Below are 22,725 nucleotides of genomic sequence, written 5' to 3'. Positions count from 1 at the left end.
GCCACGGCTCCACCACCGCACCATGTTCAAGCGCCTGCTGCAGCCCTGGCTGCTGTCCCTCCTGTGTCTTGCCGCCCTGCTGACCGCCCCGGGCGCTGGCGCCCAGCTGCTGCCCCGCAGCGGCCAGGGCACGCCTTCGGCCGTGGTCAGCACCCCGTATGTGCGGGCCGAGCTGGTGGCCCTTGCGCCGCAGGGCGTGGGGCCGGGCCAGCCGCTGTGGCTGGGCCTGCAGATCACGCACCAGCCGGAATGGCACACCTACTGGAAGAACCCGGGCGACTCGGGCCTGCCCATCGTGCTCGAATGGGCACTGCCCGCCGGGCTGGACGCGGGCGACATCGCCTGGCCCGTGCCCAAGCGGTTCCCGATCGGCTCTCTCATGAACTACGGCTACGAGGGCACGGTGCTGCTGCCGGTGCCGGTCACGGTGGCCAGCGGCTTCTCGCCCGGGCCGCTCGCGCGGGAACTGCCCATCCGCCTGCGCGCCTCGTGGCTGGTGTGCCGCAAGGAGTGCATCCCCGAGGAGGGGGAGTTCGCCCTGTCCTTGCCGGTGCAGGGATCGACGGCGCTGCACGCGGCCGCCTTTGAAGCCGCCTGGGCGGCTGCGCCCAAGGCACACAGCGCCGACGGGCTGGAAGCCCGCGTGGACAACGGCAGTACCCTCGCCCTGACGGTGCCGGGCCTTCCGGCAGCCTGGCGCGGCCAGACGCTGGAGCTGTTTGCCGAAACCGCCGGGGTGATCGAAACCGCGGCAACACCCACGCAGGGCTGGAAAGACGGGGTCTGGACCGCCACGCTGCCGCTGTCGGCCCAGCGCAGCGCGGCACCGGAGCCCCTGCCCGTGGTGCTGGCGCTTCAGGGCCAAGGCCTGCGCGCCGAACTGCCCGTGCAGGGCGGCTGGCCGCCGATGGCCGCGGCGGCCACGATTTCACCGGCACTGGAAGAAGCGCTGCGGGCCAACGCGGCCCAGGCCGCCATGGCCCAGACGGCGGCCAGCAGCGCCAGCCTGTGGGTGGCGCTGGCCGGGGCATTGCTCGGCGGCCTGATCCTCAACCTCATGCCCTGCGTGTTTCCGGTGCTGGCCATCAAGCTGGTGGGTTTTGCGCAGCATGCCCATGCCCCCCGAGCGCGGCGGCTGGGTGGACTGGCGTACACCGCCGGGGTGGTGGTGTCGTTCCTGGCGCTGGGCGCGCTGCTGCTGGCCCTGCGCGCAGCGGGCGAGGCCGTGGGCTGGGGCTTCCAGCTGCAGTCGCCCGCCGTGGTGGCGGCACTGGCCGTGCTGTTCACCGTGATCGGACTCAACCTCGCTGGCGTGTTCGAATTCGGCCACGTGCTGCCGTCGTCGGTGGCCAGCCTGCAGGCCCGGCACCCGGTGGCCGATTCCTTCCTCACCGGCGTGCTGGCCGTGGCCGTGGCCTCGCCCTGTACGGCACCGTTCATGGGGGCATCGCTGGGCCTGGCGGCCACGCTGCCCGCGGTGCAGGCGCTGGCCGTGTTCGGTGCGCTCGGGCTGGGTCTGGCCCTGCCCTACCTGCTGGCCAGTTGGGTACCCGCCGTGGCCAACGCCCTGCCCCGCCCCGGCGCGTGGATGGACGTGCTGCGCCGGGCTATGGCCTTTCCGATGTTTGCCACCGTGGTCTGGCTGGTGTGGGTGCTGGGGCAGCAAAGCGGCATCGACGGCGCGGGCGCGCTGCTGGCCCTGCTGGTGGCCGTGGCCATGCTGGTGTGGGCGCTGACGCTGGCCGGGCGCACCCGCTGGCTGATCGGATCGCTGGCGCTGCTCGCGCTTCTGGGCGTGCTGGCCGGTGGTCTCGGTGCTCAGATCGTGCGGCCTGCCGAGGCCACTGCCCCCACCCCGGCGGTGGCGGCCGAGGGCACGCTGCCCGCCGCCACCTGGACGCCCTGGACCCCCGGTCGACCGGAAGCGCTGCTGGCGGCCGGGCAGCCCGTGTTCATCGACTTCACTGCGGCCTGGTGCGTGACCTGCCAATACAACAAGAAGACCACGCTGGCCGACGAGCGGGTGATGGCCACCTTCCGCGAGGCCAACGTCGCGCTGCTGCGCGCCGACTGGACGCGCCGCGACCCCGCCATCACCGCTGCGCTGGCCGCGCTGGGGCGCAACGGCGTGCCCGTGTATGTGTTCCAGCGCCCCGGGCAAGCGCCCGTGGTGTTGTCCGAGGTGCTGGGCGTGGACGAAGTCCGCGCTGCAGTCACCGCCCGCTGACCCACCGGAGACCCTGCCATGCTTCGTCGCACCCTGATCGCCAGCGCCCTGGTGCTGGGCCCTATCGCTGCCTTCGCCGCTCCCACCGTGGGGCAAGCGGCTCCAGACTTCACGCTCACCGACACGAGCGGCCGCAGCGTGCGGCTGTCGGACTTCCGGGGCAAGCATGTGGTGCTGGAGTGGACCAACCCTGGTTGCCCTTTCGTGCGCAAGCACTACGACGGCGGCAACCTTCCGGCCACCCAGAAAGACGCCACTGCCAAAGGCGTGGTCTGGCTGGCCATCAACTCCACCGAGAAGGCCAGCAGCGACTACCTGCCGCCCGCGCGGCTGCAAGCCTGGATGCAGGAGCGCAAGGCCGGTGCGACAGCCGTGCTCATGGACGAGGAAGGCACCGTGGGCCGTGCCTATGGTGCGCGCACCACACCGCACCTGTACATCGTCAACCCCCAGGGCGTGCTGGCCTATGCAGGCGCGATCGACAGCATTCCATCGGCACGGCCGGCCGACATCGAGCGCGCCACCAACTACGTACGCACCGGACTCGAGCAGGCGCTGGCGGGGCAGCCGATCAGCCCGGCCAGCACCGCGCCCTACGGCTGCAGCATCAAATACAAGAACGCAGGCTGAGTCCGGTCGCAGAGCAGGTACTCAGCGCGACACCGGTGCACCCAGGCGCTCGGACAGGGTACGGCCGGCATCCACCAGCATGTGCGCCAGCGCACTGCGCGGGCCGGTCTGCAACGTGGCGCTCGGGCCGATGGCCGCCAGGCACAGCACAAGGCGGCCAAAGCCGTCGAACACCGGAGTGGCCAGTGCACTCACACCGGGCACGAGTTCGTCGCGCACCTCGCTGAGCTGGTGCAGGCGCACCGAGGCCAGTTCGGCCGCAAAGGCCGGCAGGTCGAGCGCACCGCCATGCCCTTCGGCGGCCAACGCGGCCTCGATCTGGGCACGCGGCCCGAAGGCCGCAAACACCTTGCCCGTGGCCGTGTGGCGGACCGATGCGGTACTGCCGTGTCGCATGGCCACGTAAACCGGTTGCGGCCCCTCTTCGATGCGGATGATCACCGGCGCCCCGTCGCCCCAGACGGCGGCTGAGACCGTATGGCCCAGGCGCTGGGCCAGACCGGGCAATTCGGCAATTGCCAGACGAACCGGGTCCACCTGCTGCAAGCTGATCAGACCCAGCTGCATGGCCAAAGGCCCAAGGCCGTAGTGACCACTCACTGCATCCTGCTCAACCAAGCCGAGCTTGCCGAAGCTCACCAGGTAGGGGTGGGCCTTGGCGGCCGTCATGCCAGCAGCGCCGGCCAGGTCCTTGAGCGCCATGCGCCGCCCCGTGCGGCCGAGCACGCGCAGCAATTGCCCCCCGACCTCCACGCTCTGGATGCCGCGCGGGCCGCGCGTGGGCAGCTCGTCGGCAGAGGAGTCATCGGGCTCGGAATGCGGATCGGGAGGAACAGACGCCATGCGGCGATTGTCGCGGTTGTCGGACAGCCCCCTGGCCGTCACCTCGGGTTTTTACTTAGACGAATGCGTTAGACATTAACAAATGCATTGCGTACCATCAAAGCATTGCACATTCGTTAATGCATTCAGCCATTACAAATTTCATGAACCCCAAGACCTTTGCCTCGGCCGCCGACCTCGAAGAAAAGCGCGTGAGCTTTGACCGCCTGTCCGAACACGCCTACGCGTATACCGCCGAGGGCGACCCGAACACCGGCATCATCATTGGCGACGATGCCGTGATGGTCATCGACACGCAGGCCACGCCCGTGATGGCGCAGGACGTGATCCGCCGCATCCGCGAAGTCACCGACAAGCCCATTCGCTACGTGCTGCTGTCGCACTACCACGCGGTGCGTGTGCTGGGCGCCAGTGCGTACGGGGCCGAGCACGTGATCGCCAGCGAGGACACGCGCGACCTGATCGTGGAGCGCGGGGAACAGGACAAGGCCAGCGAGATCGGCCGCTTCCCACGGCTGTTCCGCAATGTCGAAAGCGTGCCGGCTGGGCTCACGTGGCCGACCATGACCTTCCGCGGCAAGATGACCCTGTGGCTCGGATCGCTGGAGGTGCAGCTGTTGCAACTGGGCCGTGGCCACACCAAGGGCGACACCGTGGCCTGGCTCCCCCAGGAAAAAATCCTGTTCTCTGGCGACCTGGTGGAGTTCGACGCCACCCCCTATGCCGGAGATGCCTACTTCCAGGACTGGCCACAGACGCTGGACGCTATCGCAGCGCTGCAGCCCGAAAAGCTTGTGCCCGGCCGCGGGGCCGCGCTGCAGACGCCCGCACAGGTGCAGGCGGGGCTGGCCGGCACGCGCGCCTTCGTGCAAGACCTCTACGAGAGCGTCAAGGCCGGCGCGGCCCGCGGAGAAGACCTCCGCACGGTGTACGAGGCCACCTTTGCCCGCCTGCAACCGCGCTACGGCCACTGGGTCATCTTCAATCACTGCATGCCCTTTGACGTGACACGGGCCTACGACGAGGCCACCACGTTCCCCGACCCGCGCATCTGGACGGCCGAACGCGACCGCCAGATGTGGGAAGCCCTCGAAGGCTGATCCCCCGGCGCCCAGCCCCCACGCACTGGTATGCCTGCGCTGTTTCGCCGCGCAGGCAGGGCTGTGCGCGTCTTCACCGTACCCAGACCCTTGATCCCAGGAAGTAGCCCGATGACCCCCCATGACATCCCCCCCGATGCCCTGCGCGGCTCCGGCGCCGAGGTGCAGGCGCTGCAGTTCCCGTACCGCCGCTCGCCCGACCAGGACACCAGCCCCCCCGCACGCCACCCCATCGTGGTCGTGGGCGCAGGCCCGGTGGGTCTGTCGCTGGCCATCGACCTGGCCCAGCGCGGCCAACCCGTGGTGGTGCTCGACAACGACTGCCGCCTGTCCATCGGCTCGCGCGCCATCTGCTTTGCCAAACGCACGCTAGAGATCTGGGACCGCCTGGGCGTGGGCCAGCCGATGGTGGACAAGGGCGTGTCATGGAACCTGGGCAAGGTGTTCTTCGGCAACGAGCAGGTCTACCAGTTCGACCTGCTGCCCGAAGCGGGCCACGAGCGCCCGGCCTTCATCAACCTGCAGCAGTACTACGCCGAGGCCTACCTGGTCGAGCGCGCGCTGCAGTTGCCGCTGATCGACCTGCGGTGGCAGCATCAGGTGACGGCGGTGGCCCTGCGCAGTGACGGGGCCGAGCTGACGGTGCAAACGCCCGAGGGCGCCTACCGCCTGGATGCCGCTTGGCTGCTGGCCTGCGACGGCGCCCGCTCGCCGCTGCGCGGCATGCTGGGACTTGAAAGCAAGGGCCGGATCTTCCGCGACCGCTTCCTGATCGCCGACGTGAAGATGCAGGCCGATTTTCCGGCCGAGCGCTGGTTCTGGTTCGACCCTCCCTTCCATCCGGGCCAGAGCGTGCTGCTGCACATGCAGCCTGACAACGTCTGGCGCATCGATTTCCAGCTCGGCTGGGACGCCGACCCCGAAGAGGAAAAGAAGCCCGAGAACATCCTGCCGCGCGTGCGCGCACTGCTCGGGCGCGACGCGCAATTCGAGCTCGAATGGGCGAGCGTCTACACCTTCGCCTGCCTGCGCATGGACCGCTTCGTGCAGGGCCGCGTGGTGTTTGCGGGCGACGCTGCGCATGGCGTGTCGCCCTTCGGGGCCCGGGGCGCCAACAGCGGCGTGCAGGACGCCGAGAACCTGGCCTGGAAGCTCGATTGGGTGCTGCGCGGCCACGCCGACGAACGTCTGTTGGCCAGCTACGGCCCTGAGCGCGAATACGCAGCCGACGAGAACATTCGCAACTCCACGCGCGCGACCGACTTCATCACGCCCAAGAGCCCGATCAGCCGGCTGTTCCGCGACGCCGCACTCGACCTGGCGCGCGAGCACGCGTTTGCGCGGCACATCGTCAACAGCGGTCGGCTGTCGGTGCCTGCCACGCTGCACAACTCGCCGCTCAACACGCCGGACCGCGATGCATTTGCTGGCACCCAGGTGCCAGGGGCGGTGCTCACCGACGCCCCCGTCACGGCACAGGGCCAGAACGGATGGTTGCTGCGCCAGCTTGGCCCTGCGTTCACGCTGCTGGTATTTGGCGACGCACCCGCCGGTTGTGAAACCTTGCCACACCTGCAGGTACTGCGGGTGGGAATCGACCTGCAGGACGCAAGCGGTCTGCTGGCCCAGCGCCTCGATGCGCGCCCGGGTACGGCGTATCTGATCCGCCCAGACCAGCACGTGTGTGCGCGCTGGCGCCAGCCCACCGCCAGCGACGTACGCGCCGCGCTGTCCAGTGCCACAGCGGGCTCGGCCCTCTATCGATGACCCCGCCCGGAGACATCCCATGCCCCTGATCACCGCCCCCCACCTCGAAGCCTGCGACGACTTCTACGAAGCCCTGATCGCCACGCACCACGGCCTGTCGGCAGAACAGAGCCATGCGCTCAACGCGCGGCTGATCCTGCTGCTGGCCAACCACATTGGCGCTCAGGACGTGCTGCTGCAGGCGCTGCGCACCGCGCGCGGCGACGTGGCCCCGGCCGCGCTGGCCGATACCCCGCCCGAACGACAGGCCATCACGCCTGTGATGCCTTCGCATACAGACGCGTAAGCGCGCTTTACAACCACCAGGAGACAGCCACCATGCAACGCAAGCACTTCCTCGCCACCCTTGCCGGCCTTGTGCTGGCCACTGCCACGCCTTGGGCCTCGGCCCAGGACCCGCGCCCGCTCGAATGGGTGGTCGGCTACGCCGCCGGGGGCGGCTCGGACATCGTGGCCCGCACCATCGCCGAGTCCATGTCGGCCACGCTGGGCCGGCCGATTGTGGTGAACAACAAGCCGGGGGCAGGCACCAACATTGCCGCCGAGTACACAGCGCGCTCGCGGGACCTGGGGAACATCATGTTCTCAGCCGACTTTGCTACGCTCGCAGCCAACCCGTTCCTGTTCAGCAAGCTCACTTACAACGCCGAACGCGACTTCCAGCCTGTGGGCCTGCTGGTGCGGTTTCCGATGTTCCTGGTCGTCTCGAACAAGGTGCCAGCCAAAAACCTCCAGGAGTTCATCGCCTGGGCCAAAAGCCAGCCCGAGGGGGTGAACTGGGCCTCGGCGGGCCCGGGAAGCCCGCACCATCTCGTGGGCGAGCTGTTCCGCGAGCACAGCGGGCTCAAGCTCACGCATGTGCCCTACCGCGGCGCGGCCCCGGCGGTGCAGGACGTGATCGGCGGGCAGGTCGCGGCCATGTGGATCGACAGCGCGACCGCCTATCCGTTCATCAACAGCCAGAAGGTGCGTGCGATCGCCGTGGCCAGCGCCCAGCGCGTGCCCACCATGGCAGAGGTACCCACCGTGGCAGAGCAAGGCCTGAAGGGCTTTGAAGGCTATGCCTGGCAGGGCTTGGTGGTGCCTGCGGCCAGTTCGGCCGAGACGGTGAGCAGCTTCAGCCGCGCGCTGCAGACTGCCTTGGGCGACACGCGCACCAAGGCCCGTCTGCAGGCGCTGGGCGTGGAGCCCATGCCAGGCACACCGGCCGACATGGCGCGCTTTGCGAAATCAGAGCGCGAGAAATGGGGCCGCGTGATCACGGCCGTGGGCGTGAAGCTCGACTGACCTGACCCTGGCCGCATGCCACCCCCACAGGGGCGGCATCTGGCCGAAGGCGTCACTGGCTGCAGCGCATGCGCTGCCAGCGGCGGCCGCGCTGCACGGCGGGCAACAGCCACAGGGCGTGCACGGCCACGAAACCCACCACCGCAAGCAACAGGCCGAGCGTGGGTAGGCCCACCAGCAGCGGCCAGCCCAGGGCCTGCACCCAATCGGTCATCGCGGCCACGCCCTCACCCGCACCGTCCCACGCGGGCAGCACCTGGGGCCCGGGAATCACCAGAGCGCCCAACTGAAATGCCAGCGCGTACAGCGGCAAGGTGGTGATGGGATTGGTGTAGAAAGTGGCCACGCCCCCGGCCACCAGGTTGGCGCGGATGCAGGCGCACACCATCAGCGTGCTGGGCAGCTGCAACGGGCCCGGAATCAGCCCGCAGAACAGACCCACCGCCACGCCCTTGGCCAGCGGCTGGCGCTGAAAGCGAAAGAGCTGGCGGCTCTCCAGCCAGGGCTTGGCCCCGGCCAGCCACGACCGCTCCAAGTGTTCGTGCACACGCGGTTCCAGGCGGCGCAGCCAGCGCCGCAGGGCAGCCAGTCCGGTCATGGCGATCCTTGCTCGCTTACCAACCGAGAGCCGCCGCCGTGCCCGCGCCCCACAGCGCGGTGAGCACGGCCAGCAGGTTGACGTCGCGGCGCTCGTTTCCGGAGCGCCAGGCCACTGCGGTGGTGACCGCCAAGGTCACCAGCAGGCACAGCATCACAGCATCCAGCAAGTCCATAGCGTGTCTCCGTCAAGCGTCCGAGCTGCGCGCACGGCCGCTGGTGCTCCACAGCGAGGCCACGATCGAGCCGGCAATCAGCGTGGCCGTCACGAGCAGCGCGTAGCCGATCGGGATCTTGTAGAAGTCGATCATCAGCATCTTCGCGCCAATGAACACCAGCACGAGCGCCAGGCCGTAAGCCAGCAGGTGGAAGCGGCTGGCCAGGTCGGCCAGCAGGAAGTACAGCGCGCGCAGGCCCAGGATGGCGAACACGTTGGCTGTGAGCACGATGAAGGGGTCGCTGGTGATCGCGAAGATCGCCGGAATGCTGTCCACCGCGAAGATGATGTCGGTCGTACCGATCAGGATCAGCACCACGAACAGCGGGGTGTAGTGCTTCACGCCGTTGATGGTGGTGGTGAGCTTCTCGCCGTCAAAGCGGTCTGCAATGCGGATGCGCTTTTTCAGGAACTTGAGCACCGGGTTGGTGGCGATATCCGCCTCCTGGCCTGCGGCAAACCACATCTTGGCGCCGGTGATCACCAGGAACGCGCCAAAGACATACAGCAGCCAGTGGAAGGTGGCGAGCAGCCAGGCACCGATCAGGATCAGCACCGTGCGCAGCACGATGGCCCCGATGATGCCGATGATCAGGGCACGCTTCTGGAACTCTGCCGGCACGGCAAAGTATGTGAAGAGCATCAGGAACACGAAGATGTTGTCCACCGACAGGCTCTTTTCGACCAGATAGCCGGTGATGAACTGCATGGACACCGTGTTGGCGACCTCACGCCCCTGGCTACCGTCCAGATACCACCAAAGCCAGCCCACAAACACAAACGCCAGCGAGAACCACAACAGGCTCCAGTTCAGGGCCTCCTTCATGGTGACCTTGTGCGCGCCCTGACGCTCCATCACCAGCAGATCGACGGCAATCGCCACGACCACAAAGACGGCAAAACCCGCCCACATCCACCAGGTACCAATGGTTTCCATGGCTCAGACCCCCCCTAGATACGAAAAAGAAAAGCCGGTCGCACCGGCCACGTTGTTCACGACAACCCGATAGTGTCGCGTCGGTAACAAAGGCAAAAACATGAAGATCACTCGGGAAATAGGGAATTGCGCGACTGTAGTGAGGTGAGTTCCCGCAAAAAACGCACCTTCTTCGTATGATGGTTTCGGTTTTTCCGAACCATCGCCACTTCAACCCTTGTTTCGACCCTGCACGGCGGGGCGCAACCCGAGCGCACACCCCATGAGCCAGACCTTCAACTACCGGCATCTCTATTACTTCTGGGTGGTGGCCAAGGAGGGCGGCGTGGCCCGTGCAGCCGAGCGGCTGGACATGGCGGTGCAAACCATCAGCGCCCAGGTGCGCGACCTGGAAAAAGCCCTGGGCGTCACCCTGCTGCGCAGCGAGGGGCGCAACCTGGTGCTCACCGAAGCGGGCGTGGCCGCCATGCACGAGGCCGACCACATCTTTGCGCTGGGCGAGCAGTTGCCCCACCGCGTGCGCGAGGCGGCCAGCGGCCCGACGCTGCGGCTCAATCTGGGCATTTCGGACGGGATCGCCAAGCTGGCCGTGCACCGGCTGCTCACGCCCGTGCTGAACGAACCCCACCTGCGTCTGCTGTGCCACGAGGGCGAGTTTCAGCCGCTGCTGGGCGAACTGGCGCTGCACAAGCTCGACGCCGTGCTGGCCGATCGCCAGGCGGCACCCAATCCGGCCCTGCGCACCACCAGCCAGTTGCTGGCCAGCAGCCCCGTGACCTGGTTCGCGCCGGCCAGCTGGGCTGCGCAGGCAGCCCCACGCTTTCCGCAGACCCTGACCGAAGTGCCTGTCCTACTGCCCACGGCCCATGCCGCGCTGCGTGAGCGCATCGACCATTGGCTGGAGCGCGAGCGCATCCGTCCACGCATTGCCGGGGAGTTTGAAGACAGCGCACTGCTCAGCACCTTTGCCGCAGCGGGCATGGGCGTCATGCCCGCACCCAGTGCGCTCGGCACGCATTTGCAGCGCACCTATGGCCTGGCGCCGATCGGCCAGAGCCCCGACGTGCACGAGGAATTCCACCTGATCTACAGCGCCCGCAAGGTCATGCATCCGCTGCTGCAGCGCCTGCTGGCGGCAGACGGCCCGGGGCTGCTGATGGCCAGCCAGGACGCGTGAACTGCCCAAGACCTCAATCGCTACACAATTGATAGCAACCTATTGAGCCTGGAAAAGCACAAGCCCGCAATTTACTCACAAACATCGCTGCGACCGACAGGCGCTCAATTGAAGACAGCTTGGTAGATGAAGCCCTGCGCGTCACGGGCCACGGGCACCACGAACATGTCGAAGTTCCCCAGACGGGGATGGCGGAACGGGTACGTCTGCTGCGGAATCACCAGCACGGCCTGGTGGTGGAAGAACAGCGAAAACGGCGCCCGGTCGCCGATGGGCGCGGCGTAAGGATAGGTTTCGACGCGCTGGAGCACGAAGTCCAGGTCGCCATCGTTGAGCCGCACCGTGAACGTTTCGTTCACGTGGGGCGCAAAGTCCTCAAGGGTCAGCAGTTTCACAAATCAGGTCCACCAAGGATGGGCACGCGCGCCGGTCGCACCTGCTGCCCGAAATCATGCCATGCGCGGGCAGGCGCCCCAGGCTCCGGGGCGCCCCCTGCGACAATGGCGGGCATGCACACGACCTTCGCCCCCCTGCAGAACGACACCTTCTTGCGCGCCTGCCGCCGCCAGGCCACCGACTACACGCCGCTGTGGCTCATGCGCCAGGCGGGCCGCTACCTGCCGGAGTACAAGGCCACACGCGCCAAGGCAGGCAGCTTCATGGGGCTGGCCACCCATGTGGAATACGCCACCGAGGTCACGCTGCAGCCGCTCGAGCGCTTTCCGCTCGACGCGGCCATTCTGTTTTCTGACATCCTGACCGTGCCCGACGCCATGGGCCTGGGCCTGTCGTTTGCCGAAGGCGAAGGCCCGCGTTTTGCCCAGGTGGTGCGCGACGAAGCCGCCGTGGCGCGCCTGGCCGTGCCCGACATGGACACGCTGCGCTACGTGTTCGACGCGGTCACCAGCATCCGCCGCGCGCTGAACGGCCGCGTGCCCCTGATCGGCTTCTCGGGCAGCCCCTGGACGCTGGCCTGCTACATGGTCGAAGGCAAGGGCAGCGACGACTACCGCCTCGTCAAGAGCCTGATGTACGCGCGCCCCGACCTGATGCACCGCATCCTGGCCGTGAACGCCGACGCCGTGGCCGCCTACCTGAACGCCCAGATCGACGCGGGCGCGCAGGCCGTGATGGTGTTCGACAGCTGGGGCGGCGTGCTGGCCGACGGTTGCTTTCAGGACTTCAGCCTCGCCTACACGAAGCGCGTGCTCGCGCAGCTCAAGCGCACCGGGGTGGACGGCCAGGACGTGCCGCGCATCGTGTTCACCAAGGGCGGCGGCATCTGGCTTCCCGACATGAAAGACCTCGACTGCGAGGTGCTGGGCCTGGACTGGACGGCCCACCTCGGCAAGGCCCGCGCACTGGTGGGCGGCAAGCCCGGTGGCCCGGGCAAGGCGCTGCAGGGCAACATCGACCCCAACGTGCTGTTTGCCCCACCCGAGCAGGTGGCCGCGCAGGCGCGGGCCGTGCTCGACAGCTTTGGCACGCCCCACACCGACCGCAGCACCACCGGCCCCACCCACATCTTCAACCTGGGCCACGGCATCAGCCAGTTCACGCCGCCCGAGCATGTGGCGGCGCTGGTCGAAACCGTGCACCAATACTCGCGCCAGCAGCGCGCGCGCGGCTGACTTGTGCACATTTCGGGTGCAGCGCGCACAGGTTGCAGCGCAGCATCCGCGGTGTGACACAGGCTGTCACAATCGCGCTAAGTGCTTGATTTCATTAGCGTCTGCACCATTGCCAATTTCCTGAGCAACGCAAGGGAAACACGCAGCGACAAGGGTTTAGCGGCCCTCACCCCGGGATATCAACAAAGTTATCCACAGTTTTTTGGGATTACCCTGAAATTCCAAGGCAAATCAAGCACTTGCCGCGGAAAGCACAGGAAAGACTCCAAAAACCCGACCGAAATCGGGGGGTGCGCTCTTCGCACACCGCACTTGACGGATGCCCCCGCCTTCACTTATGCACACCATGCACGCAGCGGGCATTGCGCCACCGCAGCACGGGCACTAGCACAGATTGGGGATCATTTTTCGCAAAGCGGCTTGATTCATAACGCTTTTTCGCCCCTGCCCATTTCATGGGCATTCCAAGGCGGGCCGCATGGCGCTTGGCTCCGCAGGCCGTTGCGACAGGATTTCAACAAAGTTATCCACAACCTGGGTGGACATCGGATCGTCGCGCCCCCTGCGCTGCGCAGGCCCCGGCACGCCATCGCCGCCACGGACGGTGTCCGGTGCCGCCAGACGAAGGGCCAGAGACCCCGCAGGCACGGGGCCCGGACCGTGAACACAGCGGCCTTCGCGGTCACGGTCACGCCAGGGACGCTCTGCATCACCCTGGCGAGGATGCGCGGGTGCGGGTCGGGATGGACCGCAAGGCGTTTTTGGCAGCCATCGCCGCACGATGGGCCAGCAAAGACATCGCAGCGGACCGCCCGCTGCCGTGCCTGCGCAGACCGCGGGGCGTTATGCAGGGCTTCCCTAGGGTAAGCCCCGGGTTCGGGTGCAGCGGCAGGCTTCGAAAATTAATTACAGAAATTAATTTAAGTGCCATGATCCGATCCCCCTCCATTGCCACACTGCTGAACACCGCCCTGGCGGTGCTGGCCCTGCTGTTTTGCGCCAGCATGGCCGGTGCCCTGGGCGCGCTGGTGCGCAGCAACGCCTCGTTGACCACCGTGGGGGCTGAAATCGCCGTCCAGCAAGACCTGGCCGACGCCGTGCACCACACCCGGGCCTCGCGTGTGTGGCTGGTGCAGGCCTCGGTGTATGGCTCCTACGGCATGTTCAAAGAGTCGGCAGACGCGCTGCAGACCGCCCGCCAGCGGCTCGAAGACTCGCGCCAGGCCTTTGGCCGTTACTGGGCCGCACCGCGCCCCGCTGAAGAAGACGCACTGGCCCAGGCCCTGCAAGGCCACTACGAGCGCTTTGTGGCCGAGGGGCTGGAGCCACTGCTCCTGGCCCTGCAAAACGGCAACCCGCAGGCCTATATCAACACCCTGCGCCACAAGACGCCCGCACTGGACGCCGCACTGGCCCAGCAGGTGCAGACCGTGCTCGAAGCCCGCCGCACCCGCACCGCCGCGCTGGAGCAAGGCATTGCCGCCGCCTTTGAGCGCAATGCCGCCCTGCTGGGCCTGGCCGCGCTGGGCTTTGCCGCCGTGGCCGCGCTGCTGGCCTGGGGCGCGCGCCGCAGCCTGGTGCGGCCGCTGCAGGCCATGGCCGATGCGGTGGACGCCGTGGCCGACAACGACCTCGCACGCCCCGCCCCCCGCGCGCCCCGCTTCGAGCCGCGCGAGATGGCGCACATGCGCGCAGGCCTGGCCCGCATGCGCGAGCGGCTGGCCGACACCGTCGGCGCCATCCGCCACGCAGCCGACACGGTGCAACAAACCAGCCACCACCTGGCCCAGGGCCATGCCGATCTGGCCGAACGCACGCAGGAGCAGACCGGCCAGCTCCAGCAGGCCCTGGCGGCCATCACCGACATGACCCGCGCCCTGGCCGACACCACACAGGCCGCCGAGCGCGTGGCCCAGGCCTCGGGCAGCGCCGCCCAGGCGGCCCAGGCCGGCGGCCAGCGCATGACCGACGCGGGCGAAGCCATGGACGCCATCGACACCTCCAGCCGCCGCATCGGCGACATCACGGCCGTCATCGACGGGCTGGCGTTCCAGACCAACATCCTGGCGCTCAACGCCGCGGTCGAGGCGGCCCGCGCGGGCGAGCAAGGCCGCGGCTTTGCCGTGGTGGCCAGCGAAGTGCGGCACCTGGCCCAGCGCAGCGCCGAGGCCGCGCGCGAGATCCGCAGCCTGATCGACAGCGCCCGCAGCTGCGTGCAACGCGGCGTGACCGAGGTGCGCGACGCCGGCGGGGCCATGGAACAGCTGCTGGCCCAGGTGCACGCCGCCGCCCAGCAGGCGGCCGACATCCAGGCCTCGGTGCGCAGCCAGGCGCACGAGATTCAGGCCGCGCAGGCCCTGCTGGCCGGGGTGGACCGCAGCACGCTCGACAACGCCCGCCTGGTACACGCCGGGGCCGAGGCCGCGCACAGCCTCGACGCCCAGGCCGAGACTTTGGCGCGCAGCGTGTATTCGTTCCGCCTGCCCGAAGCAGCAGGCCGGGCCGCGCCCCGTGCGGCCCTGCCGGCCGCGGCGCGGCCGCTCGCCCTGGCCTGAGCGCACCACGGCGCTGCCCGCGGCGGCAGGGTGCGCTGCGCATGGCGTACCATGCGACGCCCTGCCCGCCCCAGCCGTGTCCGTGCCGCCTGCCGTGTCCGATCCCCTTGTGCTCTCTGTGGCCGTGCAGACCCCGGCCCACAGCGGGCTCGACGGTCTGCTGAGCTACACCCACGCCAGCCCCCTGCCCCCCGGCACGCTGGTGCGCGTGCCGCTGGGCCGCCGCGAGGTGCTGGGGGTGGTGTGGGACACCGCCGAAGCTGCCGACACAGCGCCCGACACCACCGCGCTGCGGCCCGTGGCCGGTGTGCTCGAAGGCCTGGCCCCGCTGGACGAGGGCTGGCGGCGGCTCGTGGGTTTTGCTGCGCGCTACTACCAGCGCGCCCTGGGCGAAGTGGCCCTGGCCGCGCTGCCGCCGCAATTGCGCGACCTGCGCCCCGAACAACTCGCGCGCCGCCTGCGCCGCAAGGCCGCGGCCGACGCCCAGGCCGACGCCGCCCCGCCCCTGGTGGCGCTGACCGCCGAACAAGAAGCCGTGCGCGCCCGCGTGGCGGCGGGTGCGGGGCCCTTCCTGCTGTTTGGCACCACCGGCAGCGGCAAGACCGAGGTGTACTTGCGCGCCGTGCAGGCCGTGCTCGAAGCCGACCCCTCGGCCCAGGCGCTGGTCATGGTGCCCGAGATCAACCTCACCCCGCAGCTCGAAGCCCGCTTTACCGCGCGCTTTGCGCCGCAGTTCGGCGCGCAGGCCGTGGTGTCGCTGCACAGCGGCATGACGCCCGCGCAGCGCCTCAAAAGCTGGCTGGCCGCGCACCAGGGCACGGCGCGCATCGTGCTCGGCACGCGCATGGCCGTGTTTGCCAGCCTGCCTGCGCTGCGCATCCTGGTGGTGGACGAAGAGCACGACCCCAGCTACAAGCAGCAAGAGGGCGCGCGCTACTCGGCCCGCGACCTGGCCGTGTGGCGCGGACGCGACCAGGGCGCCAAGGTGTTGCTGGGCTCTGCCACGCCCTCGCTGGAGAGCTGGCACGCCAGCCGCCCCGCCGCCGAAGGCGACCCGGGCAGCGGCCGCTACGAGCGCCTGCACATGCCCAGCCGCATCGGTGCCGGTGCGCTGCCGCGCGTGCGCCGCGTGGACATGAACCAGCAGCCGCGCGGCACGGTGTTTTCGGCCCCGTTGCTGGCCGCCATCACCGAACGCGTGCAGCGCGGCGAGCAAAGCATGGTGCTGCTCAACCGGCGCGGCTACGCGCCCGTGCTGTACTGCGTGGACTGCGGCTGGAAGAGCGACTGCCCCCATTGCAGCGCGCACCAGGTGTTCCACAAAACCGACCGCAGCCTGCGCTGCCACCACTGCGGCACGGCCAGCCGCGTGCCGCGCGCCTGCCCGGGCTGCGGCAGCCCCGACATCGTGCCCCTGGGCCGCGGCACCGAACAGCTCGAAGAACAGCTCGCGCAGCTGCTGGCCGGTGTGCAGCGCCCGGGCGGCGGGCCGGTGCGCATTGCCCGCATCGACGCCGACACCACGCGCGCCCAGGGCGCGCTCGAGCAGCAACTCGCCCAGGTGCATGCGGGCGAGGTGGACGTGCTGGTGGGCACGCAGATGATTGCCAAGGGGCACGACTTCCGGCGCATCACGCTGGTGGCCGCCGTGCAGCCCGACGGGGCCCTGTTCAGCAGCGACTTCCGCGCGCCCGAGCGCCTGTTTGCCCTGCTCATGCAGGCCGCAGGCCGCGCCGGGCGCGACGCCGACTACGTGGCGCGCGAGGGTGCGGCCGTGGAGATGTGGGTGCAGTCGCTGCACCCCAAGCACGCGGTGTTCGAGGCCCTGCGCACGCACGACTATGAGGCCTTTGCCGCCCAGCAACTGGCCGAGCGCGCCGACGCTGCGCTGCCCCCGTTCAGCTACCAGGCACTGGTGCGGGCCGACGCGCGCACCCAGGCCGTGGCCCAGGGCTTTCTGGCCGCCGCCAGCGCCGCCGCACAGGCCGCCACGCTGCCCGGCGTGGAGCACGTCACGCTCTACCCGCCCGTGCCGCTGACCGTGCAGCGCGTGGCCAACGTCGAGCGCGCGCAAATGCTGGTCGAAAGCCCGCACCGCGCCGCCCTGCAGCGCTTTCTGGCCGCCTGGCACCCGGTGCTGCACACCACGCGCGCCGACCCCGCGCACCGCGGCCTGATCCGCTGGCTGGTGGACGTGGACCCGCTGGTGATCTGACCGAACGCCCCTTTTGGATGCCCCTCGCCGTGACCGCACCTTTGCCCCCCACCCCACCCGCGCAGCCGCGCAACCCCTTGCATGGCCTGACGCTGGAGGCCATCGTCACCGCGCTGGTGGCGCACTACGGCTGGGCAGGGCTGGGCCAGCGCATCCCGGTGCGCTGCTTCACCCACGACCCCAGCGTGTCGTCGAGCCTGAAGTTCCTGCGCAAAACCCCCTGGGCACGCGAGAAGGTCGAGGGGCTGTACCTGTTCATGCTGCGCGAGCAGCGGCGCGGGGGTACGCGCCCTCGGGCATAGCGATGGCCATGGGGGCTTGTGGGCGGGCTGCGGCACGCCCGCCCCCGCCACGCGACAATGCGCGCACACCTCGGAGCCACCATGGACACCACCGCCCTCGCCCACGCCTTCACGCAAGCCTGCACCCGCGAGGGCTTCACCGAACTTGTGGAAGTGGAGCGCGAAGCCCACGGCCTGTGGGACACGCACACCCACCCGTTTGAGGCCAAGGCGCTGATCCTGGCGGGCGAGATCCGCATCCGCACCGAGGACGGCACCGATCGCACCTACCGCGCGGGCGAGGTGTTCCACCTGCAGCACGAAGAGCCCCACGCCGAGTGGTACGGCCCCGAGGGCGTGCGCTACCTGGTGGCGCGGCGCAGCCGCGCGGGCTGAGCGCCATGGGCGCAGCTCAGAGCAGCCCGGGATGGTTTCAAGCCATTTCGGCCTGAGGCCCAGCAAAATCAAGCACAAGCAGCTATTGAATTCATAGCAACCGGACGCCACGCGGCGGCCTGCGGGCGGCTCAGGTGAGCAACGCCACCGCGCCCGAAAAGCTCAGGAACGCGAGCGCCGTGGACACCAGGATGATGCGCGCCACCCGCCCGTTGTGCGCGCCAAAGCGCTCGGCCAGCAGCGACACATTGCTGGCACTGGGCAGCGCTGCCACCAGCACCAGCACCATGTGCGCAAAGGGCGACAGCGGCAGCCCCGCGCGAATGGCCGCATGGCCCGCCGCCCACACCAGCAGCGGGTGCACGAACAGCTTGACCAGCGCCACGGGCACATAGTCGGCCACACGCACCTGCTCGTGCGCATTCATCTGCGAGCGCGCCAGTACCGCGCCGATGGTGAACAACGCCACGGGCGAGGCCGCATCGGCCAGCAGCGCGATGGTCTTGTCCAGCGGGCCGGGCAGGTGCCACTGCAGCGCCGACGCCATGCCGCCCAGCGCGATGGCCCAGGGCAGCGGGTTGGTGAGCACGCCGCGCAGCGCGCTGCGCAGCGCCGCACCCATGCCCTGCGTGCCCGCGCCGTCCAGGCGCGACAGCGCTATGCACAGCGAGCTGGTGATCACCATGTCCACCAGGATGGTGACGATGACCGGGCCCGCGGCCTGCGCGCCCAGCAATGCGACGAGCAGCGGCACGCCCATGAACCCCGTGTTGGGAAACGCCGCCACGAGCGCGCCAAAGGCGGCGTCGTTCCAGCCGATGCGGCCGCGCCGCGTGGCCAGCACCGTGCCGCCCACCACCACCAGCGCGCAGGCCAGGTACACGCCCAGCACCACCGGGTCGAGCAGCTGTGCAATCGGCGTGCTGGCCCCAAAGCGGTACAGCATGCAGGGCAGCGCAAAAAACAGCACAAAGCTGTTGAGCCCCGGGATGGCGGCCAGCGGCAGCAGCCCGCGCCGCGTGGCCAGGTAGCCGCATAGCACGAGCGCAAAGAACGGGAAGGTGACGGACAGGACGGACAGCACCTGCGCATTGTCGGCGCTGGGCGCGCCGGGGCGTGGGCCGCGCGGGCGCGGGGGTCAGCGCAAAGTCAGGCGGCCGCCATCGCCACCGGCGGCGGGTGGCGGGCGGCGGTCGCCATGGGCGGGCTTACTGCTTGCGCTGCACGATCAGGTTGCGGCGCGCGTCCTCGGGGTAGGCAAAGGTCACCGCGCCGTTGCGCACCATGCCGATGTAGAGCATGTTGGCGGTGATGGCGTCCTTGTCCTGCAGGCTGAAGGGCTTGTCGTAGGTGGCCACCACGCCGTAGTAGGTTTTCATCTTGCCTTCGAGCGCTTCCTTGATGGCCTTGCCGGTGAGGTTGCCGTCACGGATGCCCAGGAAGGCGTACATCAGCAGGTAGGTGGCGTCGTACGCGTTGGCTGCGGCCATGGGCACAGCGGGCTTGCGCTGGTACTTGCGCGCGTAGTTGGCCAAAAAGGCCGCGCGCCGCTCGTTGCTGGGCTCGGCAATGAAGGTCTGCACCATCAGCGCGCCCTCGGCCGCGTCCTTGGCCCCGTCGAGGAAGAACGGGAACGACAGCGGCCACGCGCCCACCTGTGGCACCTTCCAGCCCAGCGCCTTCTTGCCGTTGGCCACCACGGCGTTTTCGGGGCCCACGGTGTAGCTGAAGATCACGTTGGCCCCGGCGTTGCGCGCGGCCGTGAGTTCGGCCGTCAGGTCCTTCACGCCCAGCGGAAAACGCGCCACGTGCACGGGCTTGACGTTCTTGGCCGCCAGCGCCGCCACCACGTCGTTGAAGCCGCCTTCGCCGTAGCCCGTGGTGTCGGCAAAGATGGCGACCTTGTCCCAGCCGCGCTTGAGGATGTCGTCCACCATGAAGGGCGCCTGGATCGCATCGCGCGCCTGCACACGGAAGATGTAGCTCTCGGGCCCCGGGTACTTGGCGGTGAGCGCCGTGCCCGTGGAGCACGGCACGATCAGCGGCATCTGCGCCTGCTGGAAGACTTCGAGCGACTGCATGGCCACGCCGGTGTTGCAAAAGCCCAGGGTGGCGCTCACTTTCTCGTCGACCAGTTCGCGCGAGAGCGCACGGCCGCGCGCCGGGTCGGCCATGTCGTCCTTGACCACCAGCTCCAGCGGCCGGCCCAGGTAGCCGCCCACGGCGTTGATCTCGTCCACCGCCATGCGGATGCCATTGAGCATGGGCACGCCAAAGTCGGCCGACGCGCCGGTGAACGGGCCGATCACCCCAATGCGCACGGGCGCGGTGCTGCCGATCTGCGCCTGGGCGGGCGGTACGAGCGTGGCCAGCCCCAGCAAGGCGCTGGCGGCCAGGGCCAGCAAGCCGCGGCGCGCGGCAGGTGCGGCAGCGGCAGAACGGATACGGGGGCGAATCAAGGCGAGGAGCGTGGGAGTCATCTGCGCGACAGAAGGCTGTGTTTTGACTGGCGAGTATCAAAGCGCCCCCACAGCACTGGTAAGCGGGGTTTCCCGCAGGCGCAGGCCGCACAGCGGCCCAGCCACGCGGCCTGCGGCCCGTTGCGTCAGGCTTTCGTCAGCCCCCTGCCCGGCCGCGGCCCGGGGCCATGCAAATGGCCCCACAGGGCCCGCAGGGGCCGCCGGTATCATTGCGCCCTCTTGCCGCTCGCCCCGCGGGCACCGGGCGGCCCGCCCGCGCGCACCGCCTCCCTGTTCTGCATCGCCCCGCCCCATGTCTGCCGGTCTCAACCTTGCCCAGCTCCAGGCTGTTCATTACATCCAGGGCCCCTGCCTGGTGCTGGCCGGTGCGGGCTCGGGCAAAACGCGGGTGATCACGCACAAGATTGCGCACCTGATCGAACAGGGCCTGGCCCCCAAGCGCATTGCGGCCATCACCTTCACCAACAAGGCCGCGGCCGAAATGCGCGAGCGCGCCCAGGGCCTGATCGGCCGCAGTGCGCGCGACGTGCTGGTGTGCACCTTCCACGCGCTGGGCGTGCGCATGGTGCGTGAAGACGGGCAGGTGCTGGGCCTCAAGCCGCAGTTTTCCATTCTGGATGCCGACGATGTGGCCAGCATCCTGAAAGACGCGGCCGGTGGCACCACCGACCTGGCCACCGCCCGCCAGTGGCAGTGGACCATCAGCAAGTGGAAGAACATGGGCCTCAATGCGCAGCAGGCGCTGGCCCAGGCACAAGACGACCACGAGCGCAGCATTGCCGTGGTGATGGCGCGCTACGAAGAGCGCCTGACCGCCTACCAGAGCGTGGACTTCGACGACCTGATCGGCATGCCGCTGCGCCTGCTGCGTGACCACCCCCAGGTTCGCGAGAAATGGCAGCAGCTGCTGGGCCATGTGCTGGTGGACGAATACCAGGACACCAACGCCACGCAGTACGAACTGCTCAAGCTGCTGGTGGGCGAGCGCGGGCGCTTCACCGCCGTGGGCGACGACGACCAGTCCATCTACGGCTGGCGCGGGGCCACGCTCGACAACCTCAAGAAGCTGCCGCAGGACTACCCGTCGCTGCGCGTGATCAAGCTCGAACAGAACTACCGCTCGACCAGCGCCATCCTGCGCGCGGCCAACAACGTCATCGGGCCCAACCCCAAGCTGTTTCCGAAAACGCTGTTTTCCGAGCTGGGCGAGGGCGAACCCGTGCGCGTGGTGGACGCCGACACCGAAGAGCACGAGGCCGAGCGCGCGGTGGCGCGCATCCAGAGCCTGCGCGCGGGCAGCAACCCGCCGCCCGACTGGAAGAGCTTTGCCATCCTGTACCGCGCCAACCACCAGGCCAAGCCGTTTGAAAAAGCGCTGCGCCGCGCGAACATTCCGTACAAGGTGTCAGGCGGCACCAGCTTTTTTGACCGCGCCGAAATCCGCGACCTGTGCGCCTGGTTCCGGCTGTGGATCAACAACGACGACGACCCGGCGTTTCTGCGCGCCATCACCAACCCCAAGCGCGGCATCGGCCACACCACGCTGGGCGCGCTGGGCGAGTTTGCGTCGCAGCACAAGCAAAGCATGTTCGGCGCGCTGTTCAACGCCATGCTGCCCGCGGCCGTGCCGCGCCGTGCGCTGGAAGGCCTGCACGAGTTTGGCCGCTACATCAACGACCTGGAATACCGCGCCCGCCACACGCTCGGGGCCGAAGCCTCGCGCACCTTTCTGGCCGACTGGCTGCGCGAGATCGAATACGAAAAGCACCTGTACGAAGGCGAAGACAACGAAAAGGCCGCCGCTGCGCGCTGGAGCAACGTGCTGGAGTTTTGCGACTGGATGGCCCAGCGCGCCGGGGGCCAGGTGCAGGACGCCACGGGCGCCGACGTGGTGACCGAATCCAAAAGCCTGCTGGAGGTGTCGCAGACCATCGCGCTGCTGTCCACCATCAGCGAGCGCGAGCAGGAGCAGGACATGGTCACGCTCTCGACCCTGCACGCCAGCAAGGGGCTGGAATGGCCGCACGTGATCCTGGTGGGCGTGACCGAGGGCATGCTGCCCTTCAAGCTCGACGACGACGAAGGCCGGCAGGAAAAGGTGTCGGACGACACCGCCCAGCGCCTGCAGGAAGAGCGCCGCCTGATGTACGTGGGCATCACCCGCGCCCAGCGCACGCTGGCCGTGAGCTGGACCAAAAAGCGCAAGAAGGGCCGCGAGATGGTGGCCGCGCAACCCAGCCGCTTCATTGCCGAAATGGCCCTGGACCAGAAAACCGCCCGCGAAGACCCGCGCGAAAAGCTCAAGGCCCTGCGCGCCGAATTTGCCGCCAAGGCACAGGCCGCCGCTGCCAGCGGCACACCCCAGGCCTGAGCGGCCCGCCCACC

General features: G+C 68.9%; 20 protein-coding genes. 13 read left to right on the top strand and 7 right to left on the bottom strand.

Features of this window, described 5'->3' with window-relative positions:
• The first annotated feature begins 22 nt into the window (after positions 1-22).
• Entirely contained in the window at positions 23-2,227 is a 2,205-nt protein-coding gene (locus ABD866_RS00465) for a protein-disulfide reductase DsbD family protein (RefSeq protein WP_345060107.1), read from the top strand.
• 18 nt (positions 2,228-2,245) lie between these two features.
• Positions 2,246-2,857 carry a thioredoxin family protein gene (locus ABD866_RS00460; RefSeq protein WP_345060105.1) on the top strand — a complete coding sequence of 204 codons (612 nt, stop codon included), beginning with the start codon at positions 2,246-2,248 and terminating at the stop codon, positions 2,855-2,857.
• Positions 2,858-2,878: 21 nt separating this feature from the next.
• Here the strand turns inward: ABD866_RS00460 and ABD866_RS00455 are convergent, their stop codons facing one another.
• Entirely contained in the window at positions 2,879-3,700 is an 822-nt protein-coding gene (locus ABD866_RS00455) for an IclR family transcriptional regulator (protein WP_345060103.1), read from the bottom strand.
• A gap of 143 nt (positions 3,701-3,843) precedes the next feature.
• On the opposite strand from ABD866_RS00455, the gene ABD866_RS00450 reads away from it, so the two are divergent.
• From ABD866_RS00450 to ABD866_RS00435, 4 genes are all read left to right on the top strand, one after another.
• The gene (locus ABD866_RS00450) at positions 3,844-4,800 is read left to right on the top strand and encodes an MBL fold metallo-hydrolase (protein ID WP_345060101.1); all 957 of its coding nucleotides are present in this window, start codon (positions 3,844-3,846) and stop codon (positions 4,798-4,800) included.
• A gap of 111 nt (positions 4,801-4,911) precedes the next feature.
• Complete coding sequence (locus ABD866_RS00445; protein WP_345060099.1) at positions 4,912-6,567, top strand: FAD-dependent oxidoreductase; 1,656 nt, start codon at positions 4,912-4,914, stop codon at positions 6,565-6,567.
• Positions 6,568-6,586: 19 nt separating this feature from the next.
• Positions 6,587-6,853: a DUF2783 domain-containing protein gene (locus ABD866_RS00440; protein ID WP_345060097.1), complete on the top strand. Its 267-nt coding sequence runs from the start codon at positions 6,587-6,589 to the stop codon at positions 6,851-6,853.
• Between the two features lie 32 nt (positions 6,854-6,885).
• Positions 6,886-7,854 (top strand): Bug family tripartite tricarboxylate transporter substrate binding protein, encoded by a 969-nt coding sequence (locus tag ABD866_RS00435; RefSeq protein WP_345060095.1) that lies wholly within the window; start codon positions 6,886-6,888, stop codon positions 7,852-7,854.
• A gap of 52 nt (positions 7,855-7,906) precedes the next feature.
• On the opposite strand, the gene ABD866_RS00430 is transcribed toward ABD866_RS00435, so the two are convergent.
• The 3 genes from ABD866_RS00430 to ABD866_RS00420 are packed head-to-tail and all read right to left on the bottom strand — an operon-like array spanning position 7,907 to position 9,605.
• Positions 7,907-8,452, bottom strand: coding sequence for a DUF2062 domain-containing protein (locus tag ABD866_RS00430; RefSeq protein WP_345060093.1), 546 nt, complete (start codon positions 8,450-8,452; stop codon positions 7,907-7,909).
• A gap of 16 nt (positions 8,453-8,468) precedes the next feature.
• A complete protein-coding gene (locus tag ABD866_RS00425) occupies positions 8,469-8,627 on the bottom strand; it encodes a hypothetical protein (RefSeq protein ID WP_345060091.1) in 159 nt (52 codons plus the stop codon).
• A 12-nt stretch (positions 8,628-8,639) separates the two neighbouring features.
• On the bottom strand, positions 8,640-9,605 hold the full coding sequence (locus ABD866_RS00420) for a TerC family protein (protein ID WP_345060089.1): 966 nt from the start codon (positions 9,603-9,605) through the stop codon (positions 8,640-8,642).
• 262 nt (positions 9,606-9,867) lie between these two features.
• On the opposite strand from ABD866_RS00420, the gene ABD866_RS00415 reads away from it, so the two are divergent.
• Positions 9,868-10,782: a LysR substrate-binding domain-containing protein gene (locus ABD866_RS00415; RefSeq protein ID WP_345060087.1), complete on the top strand. Its 915-nt coding sequence runs from the start codon at positions 9,868-9,870 to the stop codon at positions 10,780-10,782.
• A gap of 104 nt (positions 10,783-10,886) precedes the next feature.
• On the opposite strand, the gene ABD866_RS00410 is transcribed toward ABD866_RS00415, so the two are convergent.
• A complete protein-coding gene (locus ABD866_RS00410; protein ID WP_345060085.1) occupies positions 10,887-11,177 on the bottom strand; it encodes a DUF6916 family protein in 291 nt (96 codons plus the stop codon).
• Between the two features lie 114 nt (positions 11,178-11,291).
• Here ABD866_RS00410 and hemE point away from each other — a divergent pair, with 114 nt between their 5' ends.
• The 5 genes from hemE (at position 11,292) to ABD866_RS00385 (ending at position 17,860) form a co-directional block, all read left to right on the top strand.
• Positions 11,292-12,413, top strand: coding sequence for a uroporphyrinogen decarboxylase (hemE, locus tag ABD866_RS00405; protein ID WP_345060083.1), 1,122 nt, complete (start codon positions 11,292-11,294; stop codon positions 12,411-12,413).
• Between the two features lie 929 nt (positions 12,414-13,342).
• Positions 13,343-14,968 (top strand): methyl-accepting chemotaxis protein, encoded by a 1,626-nt coding sequence (locus ABD866_RS00400; RefSeq protein ID WP_345060081.1) that lies wholly within the window; start codon positions 13,343-13,345, stop codon positions 14,966-14,968.
• Between the two features lie 94 nt (positions 14,969-15,062).
• Positions 15,063-17,183 (top strand): replication restart helicase PriA, encoded by a 2,121-nt coding sequence (gene priA, locus ABD866_RS00395; protein ID WP_345060079.1) that lies wholly within the window; start codon positions 15,063-15,065, stop codon positions 17,181-17,183.
• 17 nt (positions 17,184-17,200) lie between these two features.
• Positions 17,201-17,485 carry a VF530 family protein gene (locus ABD866_RS00390; RefSeq protein ID WP_345060076.1) on the top strand — a complete coding sequence of 95 codons (285 nt, stop codon included), beginning with the start codon at positions 17,201-17,203 and terminating at the stop codon, positions 17,483-17,485.
• An 81-nt stretch (positions 17,486-17,566) separates the two neighbouring features.
• Complete coding sequence (locus ABD866_RS00385; protein ID WP_345060073.1) at positions 17,567-17,860, top strand: cupin domain-containing protein; 294 nt, start codon at positions 17,567-17,569, stop codon at positions 17,858-17,860.
• Positions 17,861-17,990: 130 nt separating this feature from the next.
• Here the strand turns inward: ABD866_RS00385 and ABD866_RS00380 are convergent, their stop codons facing one another.
• Both ABD866_RS00380 and ABD866_RS00375 read right to left on the bottom strand, forming a co-directional pair.
• Positions 17,991-18,944, bottom strand: coding sequence for an AEC family transporter (locus tag ABD866_RS00380; RefSeq protein WP_345060070.1), 954 nt, complete (start codon positions 18,942-18,944; stop codon positions 17,991-17,993).
• A gap of 124 nt (positions 18,945-19,068) precedes the next feature.
• Positions 19,069-20,340: an ABC transporter substrate-binding protein gene (locus ABD866_RS00375; RefSeq protein ID WP_345060067.1), complete on the bottom strand. Its 1,272-nt coding sequence runs from the start codon at positions 20,338-20,340 to the stop codon at positions 19,069-19,071.
• 292 nt (positions 20,341-20,632) lie between these two features.
• Between ABD866_RS00375 and ABD866_RS00370 the strand changes: the two genes are divergently transcribed.
• Positions 20,633-22,711: an ATP-dependent helicase gene (locus tag ABD866_RS00370; RefSeq protein ID WP_345060062.1), complete on the top strand. Its 2,079-nt coding sequence runs from the start codon at positions 20,633-20,635 to the stop codon at positions 22,709-22,711.
• Positions 22,712-22,725 lie beyond the last annotated feature (14 nt).

The organism is Acidovorax lacteus (assembly GCF_039540375.1).
GTDB classification, from domain to species: Bacteria; Pseudomonadota; Gammaproteobacteria; order Burkholderiales; family Burkholderiaceae_C; genus Acidovorax_G; species Acidovorax_G lacteus.
Note: the sequence above shows the minus strand (reverse complement) of the source record. Positions and strands in the feature narration are given on the sequence as shown.

Bases quoted from the DNA above. Each gene is read 5' to 3' on its own strand.
- ABD866_RS00450 (WP_345060101.1), top strand. From the start codon at position 3,844: ATGAACCCCAAGACCTTTGCCTCGGCCGCCGACCTCGAAGAAAAGCGC.
- ABD866_RS00425 (WP_345060091.1), bottom strand. From the start codon at position 8,627: ATGGACTTGCTGGATGCTGTGATGCTGTGCCTGCTGGTGACCTTGGCG.
- ABD866_RS00440 (WP_345060097.1), top strand. From the start codon at position 6,587: ATGCCCCTGATCACCGCCCCCCACCTCGAAGCCTGCGACGACTTCTAC.
- hemE (WP_345060083.1), top strand. From the start codon at position 11,292: ATGCACACGACCTTCGCCCCCCTGCAGAACGACACCTTCTTGCGCGCC.
- ABD866_RS00375 (WP_345060067.1), bottom strand. From the start codon at position 20,340: ATGACTCCCACGCTCCTCGCCTTGATTCGCCCCCGTATCCGTTCTGCC.
- ABD866_RS00465 (WP_345060107.1), top strand. From the start codon at position 23: ATGTTCAAGCGCCTGCTGCAGCCCTGGCTGCTGTCCCTCCTGTGTCTT.
- ABD866_RS00415 (WP_345060087.1), top strand. From the start codon at position 9,868: ATGAGCCAGACCTTCAACTACCGGCATCTCTATTACTTCTGGGTGGTG.
- ABD866_RS00455 (WP_345060103.1), bottom strand. From the start codon at position 3,700: ATGGCGTCTGTTCCTCCCGATCCGCATTCCGAGCCCGATGACTCCTCT.
- ABD866_RS00370 (WP_345060062.1), top strand. From the start codon at position 20,633: ATGTCTGCCGGTCTCAACCTTGCCCAGCTCCAGGCTGTTCATTACATC.
- ABD866_RS00430 (WP_345060093.1), bottom strand. From the start codon at position 8,452: ATGACCGGACTGGCTGCCCTGCGGCGCTGGCTGCGCCGCCTGGAACCG.
- ABD866_RS00385 (WP_345060073.1), top strand. From the start codon at position 17,567: ATGGACACCACCGCCCTCGCCCACGCCTTCACGCAAGCCTGCACCCGC.
- ABD866_RS00445 (WP_345060099.1), top strand. From the start codon at position 4,912: ATGACCCCCCATGACATCCCCCCCGATGCCCTGCGCGGCTCCGGCGCC.
- ABD866_RS00460 (WP_345060105.1), top strand. From the start codon at position 2,246: ATGCTTCGTCGCACCCTGATCGCCAGCGCCCTGGTGCTGGGCCCTATC.
- ABD866_RS00420 (WP_345060089.1), bottom strand. From the start codon at position 9,605: ATGGAAACCATTGGTACCTGGTGGATGTGGGCGGGTTTTGCCGTCTTT.
- ABD866_RS00400 (WP_345060081.1), top strand. From the start codon at position 13,343: ATGATCCGATCCCCCTCCATTGCCACACTGCTGAACACCGCCCTGGCG.
- ABD866_RS00390 (WP_345060076.1), top strand. From the start codon at position 17,201: ATGCCCCTCGCCGTGACCGCACCTTTGCCCCCCACCCCACCCGCGCAG.
- ABD866_RS00435 (WP_345060095.1), top strand. From the start codon at position 6,886: ATGCAACGCAAGCACTTCCTCGCCACCCTTGCCGGCCTTGTGCTGGCC.